The sequence below is a fragment of the Acidovorax sp. FG42 genome, assembly GCF_057809195.1.
In genome coordinates this window covers 328978-350370 of sequence record NZ_JBMDJM010000002.1, presented here as the reverse complement: position 1 = coordinate 350370, position 21393 = coordinate 328978, and the positions used below count along the sequence as shown (strand labels likewise).

The window sequence follows — 21393 nt, the reverse complement described above, 5'->3', positions numbered from 1 at the left end:
TACTAAACTTGTAGCAAAATGGGTTCCGCGCTATAGTCTCAGCGCATCAGCGGGCCCGGTTGACGGCCGCCCGCACTGAATCCAGATCCAACACTTGCGCGAGGAGAAGCGTCCATGAGCTCCAAAGAAAATGCTTCCATCAACCAGCTTTTCGAGAAACTTGAATGCCGCTATGCGCTGCGCGTGCTGTGGGCCCTGAAGGACGGCCACCCCCAGACGTTCCGCCTGCTGCAGGACAGCGTGGGTGGCATCACCCCCAACACGCTCAACACCCGCATCAAAGAGCTGCGCGAAGCCGGTTTTGTGGACCATGGCAGCGACGGCTACACCGTCACCCCCTCGGGTGCTGACCTGCTCAAGCGTCTGTCGGACGTGCAGGCCTTTGCCACCCGCTGGGTCGCAGGCCGCGCCAAGAAGGCCTGAGCCCTCTTCCCTCCCCCTGCTCGCCCTGCCCCGCAGGGAAAAGCCCCGCCGGACCTCCGCGCGGGGCTTTCGTTAAAATAAGGGTCAAAATAGCTTCAAGCGCAATCAAAACATGCGCCTGAAGCTATATTTTTAATAGCAACTAAGGAACTCCCATGGCACTGACCACCACTGCATCCGGCCTGCAATACGAAGACACCACCGTGGGCGAAGGCGCCGAAGCCACCAAGGGCCAGAACGTGTCGGTGCACTACACCGGCTGGCTGTACAACAACGGTGAGCAAGGTGCCAAGTTCGACTCCAGCCGCGACCGCAACGACCCTTTTGAATTTGCACTGGGCGCCGGCATGGTCATCAAGGGCTGGGACGAAGGCGTACAAGGCATGAAGATCGGCGGCCAGCGCACGCTGATCATCCCCGCCGCCCTGGGCTACGGCGCACGCGGTGCGGGCGGCGTGATCCCCCCGAACGCCACGCTCAAGTTCGACGTGGAACTGCTCAAGGTGGGCCGCTGATCTCAGCGCCGTTCCGGTCTGCATCGGCAAAAACAAAGCGGCCCTCGGGCCGCTTTTTTCATGCTCACCTGTCTGGCGAACGGTCTGCAGAGTTTGAGTCCCCACGCTCCTATCCAGCCAGAGCGCGCCAAAATCCCAGAGCATCAATCAAACAGCGCCTTGTCCAGTCGCTCGAACTTGGCATCACCCACCGCCTCGCGGATCTTGGGGGCCAGGGCGGCCAGGTCTTCAAAGCTGCCAGCACCTTCTACCGCCAGATTCAAGCGAAAACCGCGCAGACCCAGGCCCGCCGTCAGCTCGGTGGCGATGGGATAGGCCGCCTTGTAGCGCTCCATGGGAGAGCGTCCCGAGCCTTCAACCGGCGACGCCACCGTGCCCAGATCGGTGGCGGGAGCCTCTGCCAACGCAGCGGCGGCGGGGCCGGCCACCGGGTTGGCTGCTGCCGCAGGCATCTGCCCACCCACCGGTGCCAGCAACCCCTGGGCGATCATGGCCTGCACGTCGTCCTGCGTGATGCCCATGGCCGCCGTGGCCGCCAAAATCTCCCCCGTGGTGCGCTTGCCGTCAAAGAGAATGAAGGCCGAGCGCTGGCGTGAACTCAGGCTGCCGTGGCGGTCCTTGAGTGCTTCCTGGCCTGCGGGGGTTTTGACGAGAACCATGAGTCTCCTAGTTATGAGCAAGGGTGGGGAAGGCCGCAAGGCTATCACCCGCAAACCAGAATCCCATGTTTTGGCACCTCTGCAAATCGGGGTTTACACATAACCCCCGCGCAGTGCCCACCCTCACATCTCCGAGCGGATGCGGGGCAGCGGCGGCGCAGGCCGGGTGATCCAGCTGACCACCAGGGTCACAAGCAGGCCACACGGCACCCCAAACACCCCCGCCGAGATGGGCTGGATGCCAAACCACAACCCGTCGGCCAGCAGCCAACGCGGCAGCACCTGCATGGCCGGCACATGCGACAGCATGTAGTACACCGTGATGGCCAGTCCGCCCAGCATGCCGGCCACCGCGCCTTGCCGCGTGGTGCCCCGCCAGAAGATGCCCAGGACCATCACCGGCACAAAGGCCGACGCCGCCAGCGAGAACGAGGCCGACACCATGGGCAAAATTTCGGACGGCTTGAGCGCTGCTACAAACGCAGCCGACAAGGCCACGGCCAGCAGCGTGAACTTGGTCAAGATCACGCGCTGCTCAGGCGACGCCTGGCGGCGCGTGTCCTGAAAATAGAGATCGCGCACCAGCGCGTTGCTGATGGTGAGCAGCAAACCGTCGGCCGTGGACAGCGCCGCTGCCAAACCCCCCGCCGCCACCAGGCCCGACACCACATAGGGCAGCCCGCCCAATTCGGGCGTAGCCAGCATGATGAGGTCGGCCCCGAGGCGGATCTCGCCAAACTGGATCAAGCCATCGCCATTCACGTCTTCGACCGACAGCAGCGAGCTGTCCACCCGCGCCCATTGGGCCATCCAGGTGGGCAGGGCCTCGAAACTGCTGCCCACCAGGTTCTGCATGACCTCGAACTTCACCAGCACCGCCAGCGCGGGCGCGCTGAGGTACAGCAGCGCAATGAAAAACAGGGACCAGCCCACCGATGCGCGCGCCGCCGACACTGTGGGCGATGTGTAGTACCGGGTCAGCAGGTGGGGCAGCCCGGCTGTGCCCACCATCAGGCAGAACATCAGCGCGAGGAAGTTGCGGCGGGTGAGCTCGTAGTCGCGTTGCTCCTCTGGGGTGCCGTGGGGGTCGCCCGCGTAGGCCTGGCTGTGGGGGGGCAGCCCGCCCAGGGGGCGCGCGCGCTCGTAGTTCTCACGCATCTCGCGGGTCCAGCGCTCGCGGGCCGAAGCCGCATCGCGCGGCAGCGCGGCCAGCTCGCGGCTGGCGGAGACGATGAGGCCCACATCCGCGTTCTGCGCACGCAGCGCCCGGATGCGCTCACGCCCCTTTTCGCGCTCGCGCTCCAGGGCAGCCTCCACATCCTGCAGGCGTGCCTCGAAGTCTTTGGCGCGCTGCAGGTAGGCCTGTACTACCTGGTGTTCGGCCGGGGAGTCGAGCAGCTGCGCCTCCAGGTCGGCAATCTTGCTGATCTGCGCGCCATACACCAACGGCGCCAGCGGGTTGCCCAGCTGCTTGTACGCCAGCCACGACACCGGGATCATGAACGCCAGCAGCAGCACCACGTACTGCGCCACCTGCGTCCAGGTGATGGCCCGCATGCCGCCCAGGAACGAGCACAGCAGCACCCCGCCCAGGCCCAGCATGATGCCGATCTCGAACTGCACGCCGGTGAGGCGCGACGCAATCAGCCCCACGCCATAAATCTGCGCCACCACGTAAGTGAACGAGCACAACACGGCCGCCAGCGCTGCAATCACACGCGGCCAGCGCCCGCCAAAACGCACATGGAAAAAATCGGGAATGGTGTACAGCCCCATGGCCCGCAGGTGCGGCGCAATCAGCATGGCGACGAGGCAGAAGCCCCCTGTCCACCCCAGCAGATAGGCCAAACCACCGGCCTGCCCTGGCGTGCCTGAAAAGCCCTGCAGGTACAGCGCGCCCGACAGGCTGATGAAGGACGCCGCACTCATCCAGTCGGCCGCCGTGGCCATGCCGTTGTACATGGGCGGAATGCGCCGCCCCGCCACGTAGTAGTCCTCGGGGTCGGTCGTACGGCCGTACACGCCGATGCCGGCGTACACCATCACGGTGAGGAACAGAAAAATCGGGCCGATCCAGTGGCGCGACAGCCCCTGGTGCTCGGCCCAGGTCATCAGGGCCAGAAAACCCAGCACCCCCGCCACGTACAGCGCCAGAATGCGGTGCAACCGCCACAAATAGGCGCGGTCCGCCGCAGCGCTGCCCGGCTTGCGCTCAGCCATGGGCGCGGTCTTCTGCGGCAGGGGCGGAAAGCTCCAGCGCCTCGCGCTGCTGCTGGTCCTGACGCTCAAAGTGGTTCATGGCCCAGCCGTAAGCGACCACGATGGCGATGAACACCAGCACCGCACCCTGCGCCGCAATCCAGTAGCCCAGGGGCCAGCCCCCCACCACCAGCACCTGCAGGTCGCGGGCGAAGTAGGTGGCGCCAAATGACACCAGGGCCCAGAGCAGGAGCAAACCTGCCTTGAGCCACAGGTGGCGCACGTCGTGCAAATCGGGGGGAAACGGCCCCGCCATCTCGGCGTCGGCGGGGCGGTTGGCGGGCTGCTGCAACGGCATCACGGGCGCGGCATCACGGACGCGATGGCGGGTGGTGCAGTGGGCACATGGTGCACAGGGCAGCCCGGTCGGTGCGTCAGCCTGCCAGTTGCTGCCAGGTGGCAATCACGCTGTCGGGGTTGAGCGAGATCGACGAGATGCCTTCCTTGGCCAGCCATTGCGCAAAGTCAGGGTGGTCGCTGGGGCCCTGGCCGCAGATGCCGATGTACTTGCCCTGGGCCAGGCAGGCCTTGATGGCCTGGTGGATCAGTGCCTCCACAGCGGGGTCGCGCTCGTCAAAGTCCTGCGCCAGCAGTTCCAGGCCCGAGTCGCGGTCCAGGCCCAGGGTGAGCTGGGTCAGGTCATTGGAACCAATGGAGAAGCCGTCGAAGAACTCCAGGAAGCGCTCGGCCAGGATGGCGTTGCTCGGCACCTCGCACATCATGATGACCTTGAGGTCGTCCTTGCCACGCTGCAGGCCGTGCGATGCGAGCAGCTTGGTCACGCGCTCGGCTTGGCCCAGCGTGCGCACGAAGGGCACCATCACCTGCACGTTGGTCAGGCCCATGTCGTTGCGCACGCGCTTGAGCGCTTCGCACTCCATCGCAAAGGCTTCACCGAAGTCTTCGCTGATGTAGCGCGCCGCACCACGGAAGCCCAGCATCGGGTTTTCTTCCTCGGGCTCGTAACGGCTGCCGCCGATGAGCTTGCGGTATTCGTTGGACTTGAAGTCCGACAGGCGCACGATGACGGGCTTGGGCCAGAAGGCGGCAGCGATGGTGGCCACGCCTTCAGCGACCTTGTCCACATAGAACGCGCGGGGCGATGCATGGCCACGGGCCACGGATTCCACGGCCTTCTTCAGGTCGGCGTCGATCTGGGGGTAGTCCAGGATCGCCTTGGGGTGCACACCAATGTTGTTGTTGATGATGAACTCCAGGCGAGCCAGGCCCACGCCAGAGTTGGGCAGCTGGGCAAAGTCAAACGCCAGTTGGGGGTTGCCCACGTTCATCATGATCTTGGTCTTGATGGGGGGCATCTCGCCGCGCTGCACTTCGGTCACTTCGGTTTCGAGCAGGCCGTCGTAGATCTTGCCCGTGTCGCCCTCGGAGCAGCTCACCGTGACCAGCGTGCCGTCTTTCAGGCGCTCGGTCGCGTCGCCACAGCCCACCACTGCCGGAATGCCCAGCTCGCGCGCAATGATGGCGGCGTGGCAGGTGCGGCCGCCACGGTTGGTGACGATGGCGCTGGCGCGCTTCATCACGGGTTCCCAGTTGGGGTCGGTCATGTCCGTCACCAACACGTCGCCGGGCTGGACCTTGTCCATCTCGGAAATGTTGTGTACCAGGCGCACGGGGCCGGTGCCAATCTTCTGGCCAATCGCGCGGCCCTCGGCCAGCACGGTGCCGTGGCCCTTGAGCTTGTAGCGCAGCTCGGCCTGGCCCTTGGCCTGGCTCTTCACCGTCTCAGGGCGAGCCTGCAGGATGTAGAGCTGGCCGTCGGTGCCGTCCTTGCCCCACTCGATGTCCATGGGGCGGCCGTAGTGCTGCTCAATCACCAGCGCGTAGCGGGCGAGTTGCTCCACATCGGCATCGGTCAGCGAGTAGCGGTTGCGCTGCTCGGTGGGCACATCAATAGTCTTGACCAGCTTGCCGCTGGCGGCCTTTTCCTCGGGGGTGGAGAACACCATCTGGATCAGCTTGCTGCCCAGATTGCGGCGGATCAGCGCCTTCTTGCCCGCCTTGAGCATAGGCTTGTGCACGTAGAACTCGTCGGGGTTCACGGCGCCCTGCACCACCGTCTCGCCCAGGCCGTAGCTACTGGTGATGAACACCACGTCTTCAAAGCCGGATTCGGTGTCGATGGTGAACATCACACCCGCAGCGCCGAGGTCGGAGCGCACCATGCGCTGCACGCCGGCGGACAGGGCCACCACATCGTGCTCGAAACCCTTGTGCACGCGGTAGGAGATAGCGCGGTCGTTGTAGAGCGACGCGAACACTTCCTTCATCTTGTGCATAACTTCGTCGATGCCCACCACGTTCAGGAAGGTTTCCTGCTGGCCGGCAAAGGAGGCGTCGGGCAAATCCTCGGCCGTGGCGGACGAGCGCACGGCAAACGAGGCAGCGGGGTTGCCAGCACTCAGCTTGGCAAATTCGTCCGCAATGGCCTTTTGCAGGTCAGCCGGGAAGGGCTGGGCCTCGACCATGGCGCGGATTTCGGCGCCGACCTGCGCGAGGGCGCGCACGTCTTCGGTGTCCAGGCTCTTGAGCTTGGCGCTGATGCGGTCGGCCAGGCCGTCGTAGGCCAGGAATTCACGGAACGCGTGGGCGGTGGTGGCGAACCCGGTGGGCACGCGCACGCCTTGCGGCAGTTGGGAGATCATCTCGCCGAGGCTGGCGTTTTTACCGCCAACGACCTCGACATCGGTCATTCTCAGGTTTTCAAACGGTACGACCAGGGCGGTCGGGCTGAAAAGTGCAGACATGGGAAAGCTCCAGAAGTTGAAACTGGGTCTGCGTGCCGGGCCCTGGATGGCTCCTGGCAGGCGGCCATGCACGGCCTGAGGCTTTGTCGTTGTGGTTGTGGGCCGACGCGGTGCATGGTGAGAATTGGATAATTGTGACAATTGTAGGCCCGAGCTTCTGGCAACGGGCTGACGCTTTCACGCGACTGACGCAAAACGGGGAATCGCCGCTTCTTTGTGGTGTCCACCCCGCTGGCGCAAGCCGCATCCAAAAAAAAGGGGCTCCATGCACTCGCGCACCGTATTTTTTGTCTCTGACGGCACCGGCATCACCGCCGAAACCTTCGGCAACGCCATCCTGGCCCAGTTTGAGATGAAGCCGCGCCATGTGCGCCTGCCCTTCATCGACACCGTGGACAAGGCCCACCAGGCGGTGCGGCAAATCAACCACACCGGCGAGGTCGAGGGCAAAAAGCCCATCGTCTTCACCACCCTGGTCAACATGGAGGTGCTTAAAGTGATCCAGGACGGCTGCAAGGGCATGCTGCTGGACATGTTTGGCACCTTTGTGCACCCGCTGGAGCAGGAGCTGGGCATCAAGTCGCACCACCGCGTGGGCCGCTTCAGCGACGTGAGCCGCAGCAAGGAATACACCGACCGCATCGAAGCCATCAACTTCAGCCTGGCCCACGACGACGGCCAGAGCAACCGCGACCTGGCCGGTGCCGACGTGATCCTGGTGGGCGTGAGCCGCAGCGGCAAAACCCCCACCAGCCTTTACCTGGCCATGCAGTGCGGCCTGAAAGCGGCCAACTACCCGCTGATCCCCGAGGACTTTGAGCGCCGCCAGCTGCCACCAGCCCTGGTGCCGTTTCGCAGCAAGATCTTCGGCCTGACCATCAGCCCCGACCGCCTGGCCGAGATCCGCGCCGAGCGCCGTCCCAACTCCAAATACGCCAGCATCGAAAACTGCCGCGCCGAGGTGGCCGAGGCTGAGGCCATGATGCGCCGCGCGGGCATACGGTGGCTGTCCACCACCACCAAGTCCATTGAAGAGATTGCCACCACCATCCTGCAGGAAGTGCGGCCGGAGCGGCTGGTGTATTGACCCTGGCGCGCACTGCAGCCAGGTTCAGCACGGCGCCTGTGTTTCCCCTCGGCTCGGCGCTCACGGTTCCATTGATGCTGCTACAACTATCATCAAATTTATAGCTACAGGCGCATGTAGCACTATCGCTTGCGCCCGTTTTTGCGTAAAAATCCGCTGCAACGCAGAACAGCAGGTTCCGCAAGACGCAGCGGTGGCAGGCAGTGCAATGGGCCACCGCCCCTCTTCACACGCCGCCCTACTTCACCGCAAACCGCACATTCGCTGCCTTCTTGCCCGGCAGCGTGACCAGCGCCACCACCTTGGTGCCAGCAGCCACCTTGAAGGCGCCCTTGGCTTCGAGCTTGCCCTCGCCCGCAGGCGCCAGCACAGCCTCGGATTTTTCAGTGCCGTTGAGCAACGTGAGCTTGGCGCTCACACCCTCGGTCTTGGCGGGTTTGCCGTGGTCGCGCAGGTGCAGGGTCAGGGTGTCGGGCTGGGCAACGAGTTCGTAGTCCATGTCGTTGGCTTCGGCGACGATGCCGCCGTGTTGGGGCTTGTGGTCGTGGCCCGCGCCGTGGTCGCCTGCGGCATGGGCGACGGTGGTGGTCACAGCGGCAAGGGCCAGGGCGGTGAAGAGATGGCGGGTGGTTTTCATGGGAGTCCTTTCAAAGGGTGGATGAAAAAAAGCAAAGCTCAGAACGCCTCGGCGTTCTTGTCGTCCAGCAGACGTTCGGCATCCTTGCGGCCAAACAGCCAGAACATTGCTGGGGTGAGGAAGGTGTCGAGCAGCGTGGAGCTGATGAGGCCGCTGAAGATGACCACCGCCACCGGGTGCAGGATTTCGGTGCCGGGACGTTCGGCCTCCAGCAGCAACGGGGCCAGGGCGAAGGCGGTGACCAGGGCGGTCATCAGCACGGGGCTCAGGCGCTCTAGCGAGCCGCGCACGATCATGGCGGTGTCAAAGCGCTCGCCCTCCACGCGCATCAGGTTGAGGTAGTGGCTCACCTTCAAGATGCCGTTGCGCACCGAGATTCCCGCCAGCGTGATGAAGCCGATCAGCGCCGCCACCGACAGCGGCTGGCCCGACACCCACAGCCCCAGCACCGCGCCCACCAGCGCCAGCGGGATGTTGGCCATGATGAGCGCCGACAGCGTGGCCGAGCGGTAGCGCGTGTACAGCACCACAAACATCAGCACCAGCGAGACGATGGCCAGCAGACCCACCAGGCGGCTGGCTTCTTCCTGCGCCTGGAACTGGCCGCCCAGGGTGATAAAGTAGCCCTCAGGCAGGCGCGTGTCGCCCACGGCCTGGCGGATGTCGGCCACCACGTCGGACAGCGCCCTGCCCTGCGCGTTGGCCGAGAGCACGATGCGGCGCTTGCCATCGTCGCGGCTGATCTGGTTGGGGCCGTCGCCCTCTTCGATGGTGGCCAGGCGCGACAGGGGCACGGGGCCACGGGGCGTGTCGATCAGCACGCGCGCCAGGCCGTCGATGGAGCGTGCGCTGTCGGGCAGGCGCACAACCAGCGCAAAGCGGCGGCTGCCTTCCACCACCTGGGCCACTTTTTCGCCCTCCACCAGCGTCTGCAGCGAGGCCAGCACCTGGGGTGCGGGCACGCCCATTTGTGCAGCGGCGGCGTAGTCCACGCGCACGGTGATCTGCGGCGCCAGCACCTGCTTTTCCACCTCCAGGTCGGCCAGGCCGGGGATGCCCGCCAGCCGCGCGCGCAGGGTCTCGGCCTGGCCGCGCAGGGTGTCCAGGTCGTCGCCAAAGAGCTTGATGGCGATTTGCGAGCGCACGCCCGACAACATGTGGTCGATGCGGTGCGAGATGGGCTGGCCGATGGCGATGGCCGCAGGCAGGTGTGCCAGGCGGCTGCGGATGTGGGCCTGCACCTCGGCCATGCTGCGCTTGAGTTCGGCCGCAGGCAGCAGGCCCACGTCCAGCTCGCTCACGTGCACGCCTTCGGCATGTTCGTCCAGCTCGGCGCGGCCACTGCGCCGGCCCACGTGTGTGACCTCGGGCACCTGGCGCACCAGCACCTCGGCCTGGCGGGCCAGCGCGCTCGATTCGGCCAGCGTGACACCGGGGTTGAGCCGCATGCCGATGAGCAGCGTGCCTTCGTTGAACGGCGGCAAGAAGGTGGTGGGGAAGAACGGCACCGCCGCTGCCGACAGCGCCACTGCCACCGCGCTCACGGCCAGGGCCGTGCGCGGGCGCGCCAGCACGGCCGAGAGCCCGTTGCGGTAGCGCGCTTTGAGCCAGGCCACCACGCGCGTGTCGCCGTGGTCGAGGTTCTTCATGCGCGGCAGCAGGTAAAAGGCCAGCACCGGCGTGACGGTGACCGACACCAGCAGCGATGCCAGCGTGGACACGATGAACGCAATGCCCAGCGGCACAAACAGCCGCCCCTCGATGCCCGGCAACGCAAAGAGCGGCAGGAACACCAGCACGATGATGGCCGTGGCATACAGGATGCCCGAGCGCACTTCCATGGACGCGAGCTTGACCACCTCGATCGGGTGCAGGCGGTGGTGGGGGTGCTTGGCGCGGTCCATCTTCAGGCGGCGCAGCACGTTTTCGACATCGACCACCGCGTCGTCCACCAGGCCGCCAATGGCAATGGCCAGGCCACCCAGCGTCATGGTGTTGATCGACAGGCCGAAATACTTGAACACCAGCGCCGTGATGAAGATGGACACCGGGATGGCCGTGAGCGCAATCACCGTGGGCCTGAGCGTGCCGAGGAACACGAACAGGATTACCGCCACAAACACCGAGGCGCCCATGAGCTTGCCCTGCAGCGTGGTGACCGATGCCTCGATGAAGCTCGCCTGGCGGAAGGTGACGCGCGGCGACTCCATGCCTGCGGGCAGCGAGTTCTTCAGGTCCACCAGCGCGGCCTCGATGCTGCGCGTGAGGCCAATGGTGTCGGCCGTGGGTTGCTTCTGGATGCCTAGGATGACGGCGCCCCGCCCTTCAAAGCCCGCGTCGCCGCGCTTCGTAGCAGCGGCAAAGGTGGCATCGGCCACCTGACGCAGCAGCACGCTCTGGCCGTTTTTGGCGGTGAGGGCCATGTTCTGCAAGTCTTCGAGCCGCGAGGTGCGGCCCAGGTGGCGGATGAGGTATTCGCGCCCGCCCAGCTCCAGAAACCCGCCCGAGGTGTTGGCCGCAAAGCCCTTGAGCGCGCCCGTGAGCTGCTCGTGCGTGATGCCCAGCGCCGCCATGCGCGCCGTGTCGGGCAGCACCTGGAACTGGCGCACCTCACCCCCGATGGGGATCACCTGCGCCACGCCGGGGATGGCCATGAGGCGCGGGCGCAGCACCCAGTCGGCGTACTCGCGCACGGCCATAGGCGTGGTCTTGCCCGCGTCGATGGGGATGGCCACCTGCATGATCTCGCCCATGATGGAGCTGATGGGCCCCATGCGCGGCGTGATGCCGCTGGGCAGGCCCTCTTCCATGGACGACAGGCGTTCGGACACCATCTGCCGCGCGCGGTAGATCTCGGTGCTCCAGTCGAAGGTGACGTAGATGAACGACAGGCCCGCGCTGGAGGTGGAGCGCACGCTCTCCACGCCGGGCAGGCCGTTCATGGTGGTCTCCAGCGGGAAGGTGATGAGCTGCTCCACCTCTTCAGCAGCCATGCCGCCCGCCTCGGTCATGAGGGTGACGGTGGGTTTGTTGAGATCAGGGAACACGTCCACCGGCGTGCGCGAAAGCGTGAAGGCGCCATAGGCCATGAGCACGGCGGCGGCGATGAGCACCAGCAGCCGGTTGGTCAGGCTGTTTTCTAGAAGCCACTTGAACATAGCGACTCCTTAGCGGACCTGGTTGATGAGCGTGGCGCCCTGCGTGGCCACGCGATCGCCGGGCTGGAGGCCCGAGGTGATGGCCACTGAGGCGCCATCCAGCGGCACCGCCGTGACCACCCGGGGCACAAAGCGCTCGGGCGACTCCTTGACCCAGACGATGGTCTGGTTGGCCAGGTTGCGCAGCAGCGCGGCAGCGGGCACTTGCACGCCATCGACCTTGTCGGTGGACTGCACGAACACCCGCACCGGCTGACCCAGGGCCAAGGTGCCAAGCGCAGACGAGTCGCCCGCAAACTGCAGCGGCTGCGCCTGATCACGCAGGCTGCGCGCCGCGCCCAGAAAGCGCAGTGGCACGCGCTGCCCGCCCACGGCCAGCGTGGCACCGGCCACGCTGTGGGCCTGGGCCGGATCATATGCAAGGGCTTCGATGCGCAGGCGCGATGGGTCTACCACCTCAAACACCAGCTCGCGCGCATCCACCACCTGCCCAGCCACGGCATTGGCCGAAGCGATCACGCCCGAAACGGGGGCCACCAGCGCATCGCGCGTGGCCAGGCCCGCGCCCACGGCGCCCAGGCGCTGGGTGAGGCTGTGCAGCTCGCTCTCGGCGGCCTCGATGTCCTTGCGCGGTACGGTGTCGGCCAGCTCGGTCAGGCGCGCCACGCGCCGGGCGGCCAGGTCGCGGGCGGCGCGCAGCTCGGCCTGCTGGGCCAGTTGGTTGGATCGCTCGATGGCGCCCGCCGTGGGCACCACATAGGCCAACACCTCGCCCTTGCGCACGGCCTGGCCCACACCGGGCAGGCCCTTGGGCCCGGCCTCAAGCCGACCTGCCAACACGGCCTGCACCTTGCCGCCTGCGTTGGGGTCCATCACCACGGTGCCCGCCAGATCAAAGGCCTTGGCATGCTGCCCGGCGGCAGTCACCAGTGTGCGCACGCCCAACTGGCGCTGCGCGGGCTTGGGCAGAAACACGCTGCCATCCGGCTGGCGGCTGGGGCCGTTGCCGGTGGGCGCGGGCGGCGCTTCGCCATGGTCGTGGCCGGGACCTGCAAGGGCTGGCAGGGGGGCGCTGAGCGCGGTGGCCATCAGCAGGGCCAGCAAGGAAGGCATGGGGTGCAAGCGCTTCATGCGGCACCTCCCACGCGCTGGGTGTTGCCCATGCGGGCAACGCGGCCCCGGCGCAGGCGCCATGCGGCAGCCAGCGCCAGCAGCACAGCGGCTGCGGCGCCTGCCATCAGCGTAGTGCGGCGCGCCAGCCCCGAGGGGGCGGCATCGGTGTGGGCGGCGGGATGCAGGTCGATCTCGCCTGCGAGCAGGTCGGTGTCCGTGCCTGCGGCCACGGTGGCGGTGACGGGGCTCACGCCCTCGGCCAGCGGCGCAGCCAGGGTGGCCTGGAACTCGCCCTCGGCCACGCGGGTGACGGGCACGCTGGTGCCCGCAATGTCCAGCTCCAGCCGGGCATCTCTCACGGGGCTGTTGTCGCCTGCGTGGTCCAGGTACAGAGCGATTTTTTTCCCGTCGAGCACGCCCACCAGTTCAAACAGATCGGAGGTGGCGGCAAAGCGCGGCAGGGCCGTGCCCGCTGCGGCAGCGGGGGCTTCGCCATGGTCGTGGCCGGGGCCAGCTACGGCGGTGGGCGGTAACACACCCAGCAAGAGGCCCAGCAGCAAGGCCAGGGTGGAAAAAGCGGAAGAGAGTTTCATGGTGATCTTCAAAAAGTGGTGAGAGCCCCAAGGGCGTCATTGCGGCAGCAGGCCCAAGGCCTGGCGCAGGGTGGAGACGGCAGCGGCGGCGTCGATGCGGGCGCGGGCGAGTTGGCGTTCGGCCTGGGCGGCTTCCAGCTCCACACGCAGGCGCGTGGGGCCGTCGGCTTCGCCCAGGCGGAAGGCCTTGTCGATAAAGCCGCGTGTGCCCTGCGCCAGCGCTGCGTGGCGTGCCAAGGCATCGCGCTGGGTCTGTGTGGCCTTCACGCGCGCCACGGCGGCGGCGATGTCGGCAGCCAGCCGGTCGCGCTCTGCCGTAGCGCGTGCTTCTGCGGCCAGGGCTTCGGCGCGGGCGGCGGCCTGCTTGGCCTGCGCCCGGTCGCCCCCGCCCAAGGGCACGCGCAGGCCCACGGTGAAGGTCTGCTGGTAGCGGTCCCCCGCCTGCTCGCGCGCCCGGGTGGCAGCCACCGTCAGCTCAGGGTTGGCGCGGGTCTGCACGGCGGCCAGGTCGGCGGCGCGGCGGGCCACCTCGGCCTGATCCTGCCAGTCGGCTGCGGCGGGGTGCTGGGCAGCGGCCGTGGTGGCGTCGGGCACGGGGGGCTCGGGCTCTGCGGCGTCGGCCAGCGCCAAGCCGGGCTCGGCCTGCACGCCCCAGGCGGCCAATGCGGCCTGGGCGGCGTCGCGTGCGCCCTGGGCCTCGGCCAGGGCGGCTTCGGCCTGGGCCACGACGCCGTCTGCTTGGGCCTGATCGGCACGCGACAAATCTCCCGCACGCACGCGGCGCGCCACATCGGCGGCCAAGCGCTGGGCGTTGTTCAGCCGGTCTTGCGCCAACGCCCAGTCGGTCTGCGCGCGCTGCGCGGCCCACCAGGCTTCGCGCACGGTGGCGGCCAGTTGCAGCTGCGCGGCACGCTGGCGGCTGTTCAGCGCCTGCAGTTCAGCGTCGGCCAAGGCTGCCTTGCGGGCGCGCTCGCCGGGTAGCCACAGTGGCAGGGCCAGGCCCACTTCGGCTTCGCGGCTGCCCTGGTTGCTGCCGGGGCGGTCGGTTTTGGTGGACAGCTCCAGCGCAACCGGCTCGGCCGTCCAGGCCGCTGCCGCGCTGCGTGTTGCCCGCGCGGCCTCGCGCCGCAAGGCGACAGACTGCGCCTCAGGCTGGCGTTGCCAGGCCTGGTCAAACAGGGCCTGGAGCGTGAGGGGCCCTGTGCGGGGGTTAGAAGTCTGGGCCTGTGCAGCACTGCCCAGCAGTGCCCAGCCCAGCCCCATCACCACCAGCGCGGCGATGGGCTTGTGTTGTCGTTGTTTTGTTGATTGCATCCGATTCCTCTGCAATGGCCGGAGGGCCACAGGTTGAAATCGGCGAGGCGCGATGGTGGTCAGAAACGATCAAGTGCGCACGCAGGCGTCAGCGCGCGCGTCGCGACCGCCCCGCAAGGCAGGTCTCGATACACATCCAAATGAAAACGGGACAGCCCAGAGCCCCCGCCTCGCCGCTCAGGCGAGGACAGGCCAGTTGGGGCGTTCAGGGCGCGAAAGGGGAGCTGGAGGCCAGGCTGGTGCCGCTTGGGCCGGCGGGCGGGCGGCAGTCACCACGATGGCATGGTCACCCAGACTGTGCGCGAGACCGCTACCCGCGCCATGGCAGGCGTGACAGTCCATGTCCGCCGGGGTGGCAGTGGACGTCTTGGCGGGATGGACAGGGGATTCGTCGGCCACGTGATCGTGTACGTGGTGGCCAAAGTGCGAGGCTTGCGGTGCGGCTTCGTGCCCGCAATAAGGCGAAGCAGCCGCCCAGATGGACTGGAGCGGCATGAACACCAACAGGAAGATCAACAGCAAGCGGCACATGGACGGCCGGATTCTAGGGACGTTTGTAGAACCCCTACAAACACAGCGAATCGCCCGGACCGATTCAAAGGACTTTGGAGGATGGAAGGCCCACAGGCCGCACCACCTGCAGGGACGAGGGCAGCATCCGCCCCCGCGTCCCCCGCTGCATCAAGCAGCAACTGCCTCGGGCTTCGCAGCCTGCGCCTTGGCGCCTTCAGCCACCACGGGCATGCGGATCAGGTGATCGAACGCGCTCAGCGCTGCCTTGGAGCCCTCGCCCGCTGCAATCACGATCTGCTTGAACGGCACCGTGGTGCAGTCGCCCGCCGCAAACACGCCGGGGATGTTGGTGCGGCCGTGCGCATCGACAATGATTTCGCCGAAGCGCGACAGCTCCACCGTGCCCTTGAGCCATTCGGTGTTGGGCACCAGGCCGATCTGCACGAACACGCCTTCGAGCTGCACGGTGTGCTCCACGTTCGTGGCACGGTCCTTGTACTTGAGGCCGTTCACCTTGCCGTCAGCACCAGTGATTTCGGTGGTCTGCGCGTTGGTGTGGATGGTCACGTTGGGCAGGCTCTTGAGCTTGTTGACCAGCACGGCGTCGGCCTTGAGCTGGTCCGCAAATTCGATGAGCGTGACGTGGGCCACAACACCGGCGAGGTCAATCGCGGCTTCCACACCGCTGTTGCCGCCGCCGATGACCGACACGCGCTTGCCCTTGAACAGCGGGCCGTCGCAGTGCGGGCAGTAGGCCACGCCCTTGTTTTTGTACTCGGCTTCGCCGGGCACGTTCACGTTGCGCCAGCGGGCGCCGGTGGACAGGATCACCGTCTTGGCCTTGAGCGAGCCGCCGTTGGCCAGCTGCACTTCAATCAAGCCGCCGGGCTGCGCAGCAGGAATAAGCTTGTCGGCGCGCTGCAGGTTCATGATGTCCACGCCATAGGCACGGGTGTGGGCTTCGAGCGCGGCGGCGAACTTGGGGCCGTCGGTTTCGAGCACCGAGATGTAGTTCTCGATGGCCAGCGTGTCATTCACCTGGCCGCCAAAGCGCTCGGCCGCCACACCGGTGCGGATGCCCTTGCGGGCGGCGTACACGGCGGCTGCGGCACCTGCGGGGCCACCACCGACGATGAGCACGTCGTACGGGTCCTTGGCGCTGAGCTTGGCCGCTTCGCGGGCGGCAGAACCGGTGTCGAGCTTGGCGACGATTTCTTCAATGGTCATGCGGCCGGAGCCGAACACCTGGCCATTGAGGAACACCATGGGCACGGCCATGATTTCGCGCTCGGTCACTTCCTGCTGGAAGGCGCCGCCTTCGATGACGGTGGTCTTGATCTTCGGGTTGACGACGGCCATGAGCGACAGTGCCTGTACCACGTCCGGGCAGTTGTGGCAGGTCAGGCTCATGTAGACCTCAAAGTTGAAGTCGCCATCCAAGGCCTTGATGGAATCAATCACGTCCTGCTCGACCTTGGGCGGGTGGCCACCCGTCCACAGCAGGGCCAGCACCAGCGAAGTGAATTCGTGGCCCAGTGGCAGCCCGGCAAAGCGCAGGCTGTTGGTGGCGCCCACGCGCTGCAGGCTGAAAGATGGCTTGCGCGCGTCGTTGCCGTCGGTGCGCAGGGTGATCTTGTCGCTGCGCAGCGACTGGATGGTCGTCAGCAGCTCGCGCATGTCGCGCGCAGTCTCGCTGTCGTCCAGGGAAGCCACCAGCTCAAACGGCTGCTGCACGCGCTCCAGGTAGGCGGCGAGTTGGGTCTTGAGTTGTTCGTCGAGCATGGTGGTGTCCTTTGAATTTGGAGTGGTGATGTCTGGGAGGTTGACGCCTGAGGGCTGCAAATCAAGCCTGCTTGTCAACGTCCGGGCGTAAAAAAGCCGGACGGCATGGCGCGATGGCGCCATGACGCTGTCCGGCTTTAGGGGAGCCGTGGATTAGATCTTGCCGACCAGGTCCAGCGAAGGCGTCAGGGTCTTGGCGCCTTCCTTCCACTTGGCGGGGCAGACTTGGCCAGGGTTGGCGGCGGTGAACTGGGCAGCCTTCAGCTTGCGCAGGGTTTCCGACACGTCGCGGGCGATTTCGTTGGAGTGGATTTCCATCGTCTTGATCACGCCATCGGGGTTGATCACGAACGTGCCGCGCAGCGCCAGACCTTCTTCAGGGATGTGCACGCCGAAGGCGTTGGTCAGCTGGTGCGTCGGGTCGCCGACCAGGGGGAACTTGGCCTTGCCGACGGCGTCGGAAGTTTCGTGCCACACCTTGTGCGAGAAGTGGGTGTCGGTCGTCACGATGTAGACCTCGGCACCGGCCTTCTGGAACTCAGCGTAGTTGTCGGCAGCGTCTTCGATTTCGGTGGGGCAGTTGAAGGTGAACGCTGCGGGCATGAAGATCAGCACGGACCACTTGCCCTTGAGGGACTGCTCGGTCACTTCGATGAATTCACCCTTGCCGCCACGGTTGACGAAAGCGGTGGTCTTGAAGGGCTGAACTTGCGTATTGATCAGGGACATTGCTGTTTCCTTAGTGGTTGGTTGACTGAACAGGACTGAAGTTTAGGCATTTCCAAGCCATCAATCCAATTAATTGATTGCATTGAATCAATTGTCAATTACTATACAACTCCCACTGTGGCCTCCCCATGACAACCCTGGTGCGCCACGGGGAACTCAGCCTGTGAACGCGAACGCCTCTCAGCATCACACGCAGCCCGCACGCCATAGCAGGGGCTTGCCTTGCGCTGCTTGATGCGGGTCACGACAATCAGCGCCGAATTCACACATTACAAGGAGTCCCCATGAAAGGTGACGCACAGGTCATTGGCCATCTGCAGGCCCAGCTCAAGAACGAACTTACGGCCATCAACCAGTACTTTCTGCACTACCGCATGCTCAAGCACTGGGGCTTCGACAAGCTGGCCAAGAAGGAGTATTCGGAATCCATCGGCGAGATGAAGCATGCCGACTGGCTCATGGACCGCATCTTTACGCTGGACGGCCTGCCCAACCTTCAGGACCTGGCCAAGATCCAGGTGGGCGAAGACGTGCCGGAGATCCTGGCCTGTGACCTGCGCGCCGAGCAGGGCGCCCAAGCCACCATCAAGGAGGGTATTGCCCACTGCGAAAGCGTGCGTGACTATGTGTCGCGCGACCTGTTGCAAAAGATCCTGGACGACACCGAAGAGCACATCGACTTCCTCGAAACCCAGATCGACCTGATCGGTAAAGTGGGCCTGCAAAATTACCTGCAATCGCAGATGGGCGAGATCGAGTGAGCCAATGAGTGACTAAGGGGTACCCCGACATGGCCCCCCTCTGACCTCCCAACGGGCCTCGGCCCGTTTTTTTTCGCCCGTGCTGGCGCGAACTGCGCACACTCTGTTGCAACTGCACATCAAACCTCGCAGTTTCTTTGTTAGTTAATGCGAATGATTTGCAACCACATTAAAATAGCGGTCGATCATCCCCTGCCGCATCCTGCGCACCGGCTCCCGTTGCAGTGCGCATGAGCAGGCAAGCGCCTGCTCCCGCAGGGCGATGACTTCACCTGGAAGCCAGCCAGCCGGTGACCCGCATCACCGGCAACAGCCAGCGTTTGGTTTGTTCACCCATCCAACGACTGGAGCCCTTGCCCATGCTGCGCAGCCTTGCCCGCCTCTGCCCTTCGGAGGCGCTGTCCCCCCCTGATCGCCCAGTCACTGCGCCGATGGTCTCGCAGCCATGAAGACCCCTCGCGTCGATGGACGCTACCGGCTGGCCATCACCTCGCGTGCCGTGGCCGCAATAGGGGGCGGCTATGCGCTGGCCGCCGGTTTCACTGCGGCGCTGTCGCTGCTGCTGGCGCAGTGCATGCCACGGGTGGAAGCCGTGCTCACGGCCACCATGTTGTCGTGGGTGGTGTATGCCATCGCCGCAGGCTGGGCCTTTTATGCACGCACCGCCTGGGGCGCGTGGGGTGGCACGCTGCTGCCCGCAATGGTGCTGGGCGCATGTGCCACGGCACCTCAATGGATGAGGGCCGCCGCATGACCCGCATCACGGCCCCTGCATGCCAGCCAGTCGATCGGGCATCTGCAAGCACCGCTTCTGAACAAGCCCGCAAAGCCAAACCACCCAAGGCGCTCAACGACCGCGAGGGCTTTCGCCAGGCCATGTCGTGGCTGCACACCTGGGCGGGGCTCATCCTGGGCTGGCTGCTGTTTGCGATCTTCCTCACCGGCACGCTGTCGTTCTTCAAGAACGAGTTCAACCTGTGGATGCGCCCCGAGATGCATGGCCTGCAGCCGGTGGAGGCCGCCGCCCCCCAGGTGGCGCAAACGGCGCAGAGGGCCCTGGACGCGCTGGTGCGCAAGGTGCCCAACACCACGCAGTGGATCATGCACTTGCCCGACGACCGCGACCCCGCCGTCAACATCCTGTGGCGCGACACGGGCAATGGCCGCTTCGAAACGCTGCGCATGCACCCGCAGACCGGCGAGGCCATCGACACCCGCCAGACGATGGGCGGCGACTTCTTCTACCGCTTTCACTTCGAGTTGCGCACCGCGCAAAAGGGCCGCTGGACCTTGCAGGGCCGCTGGGTGGTGGGCGTGGCCACCATGCTGATGTTTGTGGCGCTGATCTCGGGCGTGATCACGCACCGCCGCATCTTCAAGGACTTCTTCACCTTCCGCCCCGCCAAGGGCGGGCAGCGCGCCTGGCTAGACGCGCACAACGTCACCGGCGTGCTGGTGCTGCCTTTCTATCTGATGATCACCTTCAGCGGGCTGATGATCTTCCACACGCTGTACATGCCTGCGGGCATTGCCACGGCCTACCAGGGTGAGAAAGGCGTGGACTCCAACGCGTACTTTGCCGACCTGCAGGGCGAGAAGGCCGAAAGCCGCCCCCGGCGCGGCCCCGGCGACAAGGTGGAGCCCCTGCCCGCCATCGCCCTACCGCCCATCCTGGCCGAGGCCCGCACCCGCTGGGACGGCGGGCGCATTGGCAGCGTGCAGGCACGCCGCGATGCCAAGGGCCGCGCCGTGGTCGAAGTCACCCGCCACGAGGGCGACCGCCTGCAATACCGCCCGCCCCGCCTGCTGTTTGACGCCACCACCGGCCAGTGGCTGGACCAGGCCGATGCCACCGGCCCCGCCGTCAAGACCTACGGCGTGCTGTATGGCCTGCACATGGCGCGGTTTGCTGATGTGGGCCTGCGCTGGGCGCTGTTTGGATTTGGTGTGCTGGGCAGCCTGATGATTGCCACCGGCATGGTGCTGTGGTCGGTCAAGCGCAGCGCCAAGTCGCAGACGCAGGCCAGCCGCAAAGGGGCAGCAGCCAACGCAGGCACCGCCACAAAGCCACCGTTTGGCGAGCGTCTGGTGGCGGCCATCAACATCGCCACGCTGGCGGGCCTGCCGCTGGCCTGCGGCGTGTACATCGCCTCCAACCGCCTGATCCCGCTGGGCACCGAGGGCCGTGCCGATGTGGAGCTGGCCTGGTTCTTCAGCACCTGGGGCCTGGCCCTGCTGTGGGCGCTGGCTTGCGCCGTGGTGCGGCCCAGCCGCATGGGCTGGTCGGTGCCGCTGGGCGCTGCGGGGCTGGCGTGGGCGCTGCTGCCGGTCATCAACGCCCTGACCACGCACACGCACCTGGGCGTCACGCTGCCTGCGGGCGAGTGGGTGTGGGCCAGCATGGACCTGGCCTTCCTGATCACCGGACTGCTGCTGGGCTGGCTGTCGTGGCGCCTGCGCCCGGGCCGGGCCCCCAAGGGCAAAGCCGCTGCAGCCATGGCATCGCGCACTGCCCCGGTGGCCACATTGCCTGCGGCCAGCGATGTGTCAGTGTCTACCTCGGGGGCCTGAGCACCATGTCCGCTTTTCTGCTGTGTTTTGCAGCCTGGTCGGCCCTGGCGCGGGGCATGGACCGCCACCACGAAGAAGCTACAGGCCGCGAAGGCGCAGCCCGCCGCCTGCAACAGCTGCGCCGCGCCGGATGCATGCTGCTGTTGCTGTCGCTGTGGCTGGCCGCACACCCCGCCGGTGGCGTGCCCGCCTCGCTCGGCGTGACCGCGTGGACGGTGGCCCTGTCGGTAGCCGCTTTGGCCGTGACGGCCGCCGTGACCTGGCAGCCCCGGCGCACACCGATGCTGGCAGGGATGGCCCTGGTGGCCGGCCTCGGCGCCTGGGCCTGGGGGTGGTAAGCGCGAGGGATGCAGCGGCCCTGCGGGCCCGTCGCTCCTTCTGATCCACCGCCCTGCTCAGCTTCCTTTTCTCCCGCTCTCCGCACCCCTCCCAGCCACGGCCCCAAAAGGCCCGCGTCAGGCCCGGTGCCTGCGGAGCCGTTTTCCACCGCGTTGCGCACACACCAAGGACAACC

General features: G+C 66.2%; 18 protein-coding genes. 7 read left to right on the top strand and 11 right to left on the bottom strand.

Going from position 1 to position 21393, the window contains the following annotated elements; all coding sequences use genetic code 11:
• Positions 1-114 precede the first annotated feature (114 nt).
• Positions 115-423 carry a winged helix-turn-helix transcriptional regulator gene (locus ACODSM_RS04205; protein ID WP_015013381.1) on the top strand — a complete coding sequence of 103 codons (309 nt, stop codon included), beginning with the start codon at positions 115-117 and terminating at the stop codon, positions 421-423.
• Positions 424-578: 155 nt separating this feature from the next.
• The gene (locus ACODSM_RS04200; RefSeq protein ID WP_056061897.1) at positions 579-938 is read left to right on the top strand and encodes an FKBP-type peptidyl-prolyl cis-trans isomerase; all 360 of its coding nucleotides are present in this window, start codon (positions 579-581) and stop codon (positions 936-938) included.
• Positions 939-1081: 143 nt separating this feature from the next.
• Here the strand turns inward: ACODSM_RS04200 and ACODSM_RS04195 are convergent, their stop codons facing one another.
• From ACODSM_RS04195 to ppsA, 4 genes are all read right to left on the bottom strand, one after another.
• Positions 1082-1597, bottom strand: a complete 516-nt coding sequence (locus tag ACODSM_RS04195) for a hypothetical protein (protein WP_015013379.1) — start codon at positions 1595-1597, stop codon at positions 1082-1084.
• 123 nt (positions 1598-1720) lie between these two features.
• Entirely contained in the window at positions 1721-3817 is a 2097-nt protein-coding gene (locus ACODSM_RS04190; RefSeq protein WP_422849187.1) for a VC_2705 family sodium/solute symporter, read from the bottom strand.
• Entirely contained in the window at positions 3810-4154 is a 345-nt protein-coding gene (locus tag ACODSM_RS04185) for a DUF4212 domain-containing protein (protein WP_108626949.1), read from the bottom strand. The genes ACODSM_RS04190 and ACODSM_RS04185 overlap by 8 nt, the downstream gene beginning before the upstream one ends.
• Before the next feature lie 76 nt (positions 4155-4230).
• Positions 4231-6621: a phosphoenolpyruvate synthase gene (ppsA, locus tag ACODSM_RS04180; RefSeq protein WP_343734326.1), complete on the bottom strand. Its 2391-nt coding sequence runs from the start codon at positions 6619-6621 to the stop codon at positions 4231-4233.
• Positions 6622-6886: 265 nt separating this feature from the next.
• On the opposite strand from ppsA, the gene ppsR reads away from it, so the two are divergent.
• The gene (gene ppsR / locus ACODSM_RS04175; RefSeq protein WP_015013375.1) at positions 6887-7708 is read left to right on the top strand and encodes a posphoenolpyruvate synthetase regulatory kinase/phosphorylase PpsR; all 822 of its coding nucleotides are present in this window, start codon (positions 6887-6889) and stop codon (positions 7706-7708) included.
• A gap of 238 nt (positions 7709-7946) precedes the next feature.
• Here ppsR and ACODSM_RS04170 read toward each other — a convergent pair whose 3' ends face one another.
• From ACODSM_RS04170 to ahpC, 7 genes are all read right to left on the bottom strand, one after another.
• Positions 7947-8345, bottom strand: coding sequence for a hypothetical protein (locus tag ACODSM_RS04170; protein WP_488804412.1), 399 nt, complete (start codon positions 8343-8345; stop codon positions 7947-7949).
• A gap of 38 nt (positions 8346-8383) precedes the next feature.
• Positions 8384-11503 (bottom strand): efflux RND transporter permease subunit, encoded by a 3120-nt coding sequence (locus ACODSM_RS04165; protein WP_488804411.1) that lies wholly within the window; start codon positions 11501-11503, stop codon positions 8384-8386.
• 9 nt (positions 11504-11512) lie between these two features.
• A complete protein-coding gene (locus tag ACODSM_RS04160; protein WP_488804410.1) occupies positions 11513-12634 on the bottom strand; it encodes an efflux RND transporter periplasmic adaptor subunit in 1122 nt (373 codons plus the stop codon).
• Positions 12631-13209, bottom strand: a complete 579-nt coding sequence (locus ACODSM_RS04155) for a hypothetical protein (protein WP_488804409.1) — start codon at positions 13207-13209, stop codon at positions 12631-12633. The genes ACODSM_RS04160 and ACODSM_RS04155 overlap by 4 nt, the downstream gene beginning before the upstream one ends.
• Before the next feature lie 36 nt (positions 13210-13245).
• A complete protein-coding gene (locus ACODSM_RS04150; protein ID WP_488804408.1) occupies positions 13246-14523 on the bottom strand; it encodes a TolC family protein in 1278 nt (425 codons plus the stop codon).
• A gap of 681 nt (positions 14524-15204) precedes the next feature.
• The gene (ahpF, locus tag ACODSM_RS04145; RefSeq protein WP_488804407.1) at positions 15205-16818 is read right to left on the bottom strand and encodes an alkyl hydroperoxide reductase subunit F; all 1614 of its coding nucleotides are present in this window, start codon (positions 16816-16818) and stop codon (positions 15205-15207) included.
• Between the two features lie 153 nt (positions 16819-16971).
• A complete protein-coding gene (gene ahpC / locus ACODSM_RS04140) occupies positions 16972-17547 on the bottom strand; it encodes an alkyl hydroperoxide reductase subunit C (protein WP_056061816.1) in 576 nt (191 codons plus the stop codon).
• 284 nt (positions 17548-17831) lie between these two features.
• On the opposite strand from ahpC, the gene bfr reads away from it, so the two are divergent.
• The 4 genes from bfr to ACODSM_RS04120 all read left to right on the top strand — a co-directional run bounded on the left by bfr (position 17832) and on the right by ACODSM_RS04120 (position 21217).
• Positions 17832-18308, top strand: a complete 477-nt coding sequence (bfr, locus tag ACODSM_RS04135) for a bacterioferritin (RefSeq protein WP_015013372.1) — start codon at positions 17832-17834, stop codon at positions 18306-18308.
• Between the two features lie 445 nt (positions 18309-18753).
• Positions 18754-19062, top strand: a complete 309-nt coding sequence (locus tag ACODSM_RS04130) for a hypothetical protein (protein WP_015013371.1) — start codon at positions 18754-18756, stop codon at positions 19060-19062.
• Positions 19059-20879 carry a PepSY-associated TM helix domain-containing protein gene (locus ACODSM_RS04125; RefSeq protein ID WP_488804406.1) on the top strand — a complete coding sequence of 607 codons (1821 nt, stop codon included), beginning with the start codon at positions 19059-19061 and terminating at the stop codon, positions 20877-20879. Before ACODSM_RS04130 ends, ACODSM_RS04125 begins: the two co-directional genes overlap by 4 nt.
• Positions 20880-20884: 5 nt before the next feature.
• Positions 20885-21217, top strand: coding sequence for a DUF3325 domain-containing protein (locus ACODSM_RS04120; protein WP_488804405.1), 333 nt, complete (start codon positions 20885-20887; stop codon positions 21215-21217).
• The last annotated feature ends 176 nt before the right edge of the window (positions 21218-21393 follow it).

What these genes read in the sequence shown, in the direction of transcription:
- ACODSM_RS04205 (WP_015013381.1), top strand. Translation starts at nt 115, where the DNA reads ATGAGCTCCAAAGAAAATGCTTCCATCAACCAGCTTTTCGAGAAACTT.
- ACODSM_RS04200 (WP_056061897.1), top strand. Translation starts at nt 579, where the DNA reads ATGGCACTGACCACCACTGCATCCGGCCTGCAATACGAAGACACCACC.
- ACODSM_RS04195 (WP_015013379.1), bottom strand. Translation starts at nt 1,597, where the DNA reads ATGGTTCTCGTCAAAACCCCCGCAGGCCAGGAAGCACTCAAGGACCGC.
- ACODSM_RS04190 (WP_422849187.1), bottom strand. Translation starts at nt 3,817, where the DNA reads ATGGCTGAGCGCAAGCCGGGCAGCGCTGCGGCGGACCGCGCCTATTTG.
- ACODSM_RS04185 (WP_108626949.1), bottom strand. Translation starts at nt 4,154, where the DNA reads ATGCCGTTGCAGCAGCCCGCCAACCGCCCCGCCGACGCCGAGATGGCG.
- ppsA (WP_343734326.1), bottom strand. Translation starts at nt 6,621, where the DNA reads ATGTCTGCACTTTTCAGCCCGACCGCCCTGGTCGTACCGTTTGAAAAC.
- ppsR (WP_015013375.1), top strand. Translation starts at nt 6,887, where the DNA reads ATGCACTCGCGCACCGTATTTTTTGTCTCTGACGGCACCGGCATCACC.
- ACODSM_RS04170 (WP_488804412.1), bottom strand. Translation starts at nt 8,345, where the DNA reads ATGAAAACCACCCGCCATCTCTTCACCGCCCTGGCCCTTGCCGCTGTG.
- ACODSM_RS04165 (WP_488804411.1), bottom strand. Translation starts at nt 11,503, where the DNA reads ATGTTCAAGTGGCTTCTAGAAAACAGCCTGACCAACCGGCTGCTGGTG.
- ACODSM_RS04160 (WP_488804410.1), bottom strand. Translation starts at nt 12,634, where the DNA reads ATGAAGCGCTTGCACCCCATGCCTTCCTTGCTGGCCCTGCTGATGGCC.
- ACODSM_RS04155 (WP_488804409.1), bottom strand. Translation starts at nt 13,209, where the DNA reads ATGAAACTCTCTTCCGCTTTTTCCACCCTGGCCTTGCTGCTGGGCCTC.
- ACODSM_RS04150 (WP_488804408.1), bottom strand. Translation starts at nt 14,523, where the DNA reads ATGCAATCAACAAAACAACGACAACACAAGCCCATCGCCGCGCTGGTG.
- ahpF (WP_488804407.1), bottom strand. Translation starts at nt 16,818, where the DNA reads ATGCTCGACGAACAACTCAAGACCCAACTCGCCGCCTACCTGGAGCGC.
- ahpC (WP_056061816.1), bottom strand. Translation starts at nt 17,547, where the DNA reads ATGTCCCTGATCAATACGCAAGTTCAGCCCTTCAAGACCACCGCTTTC.
- bfr (WP_015013372.1), top strand. Translation starts at nt 17,832, where the DNA reads ATGAAAGGTGACGCACAGGTCATTGGCCATCTGCAGGCCCAGCTCAAG.
- ACODSM_RS04130 (WP_015013371.1), top strand. Translation starts at nt 18,754, where the DNA reads ATGAAGACCCCTCGCGTCGATGGACGCTACCGGCTGGCCATCACCTCG.
- ACODSM_RS04125 (WP_488804406.1), top strand. Translation starts at nt 19,059, where the DNA reads ATGACCCGCATCACGGCCCCTGCATGCCAGCCAGTCGATCGGGCATCT.
- ACODSM_RS04120 (WP_488804405.1), top strand. Translation starts at nt 20,885, where the DNA reads ATGTCCGCTTTTCTGCTGTGTTTTGCAGCCTGGTCGGCCCTGGCGCGG.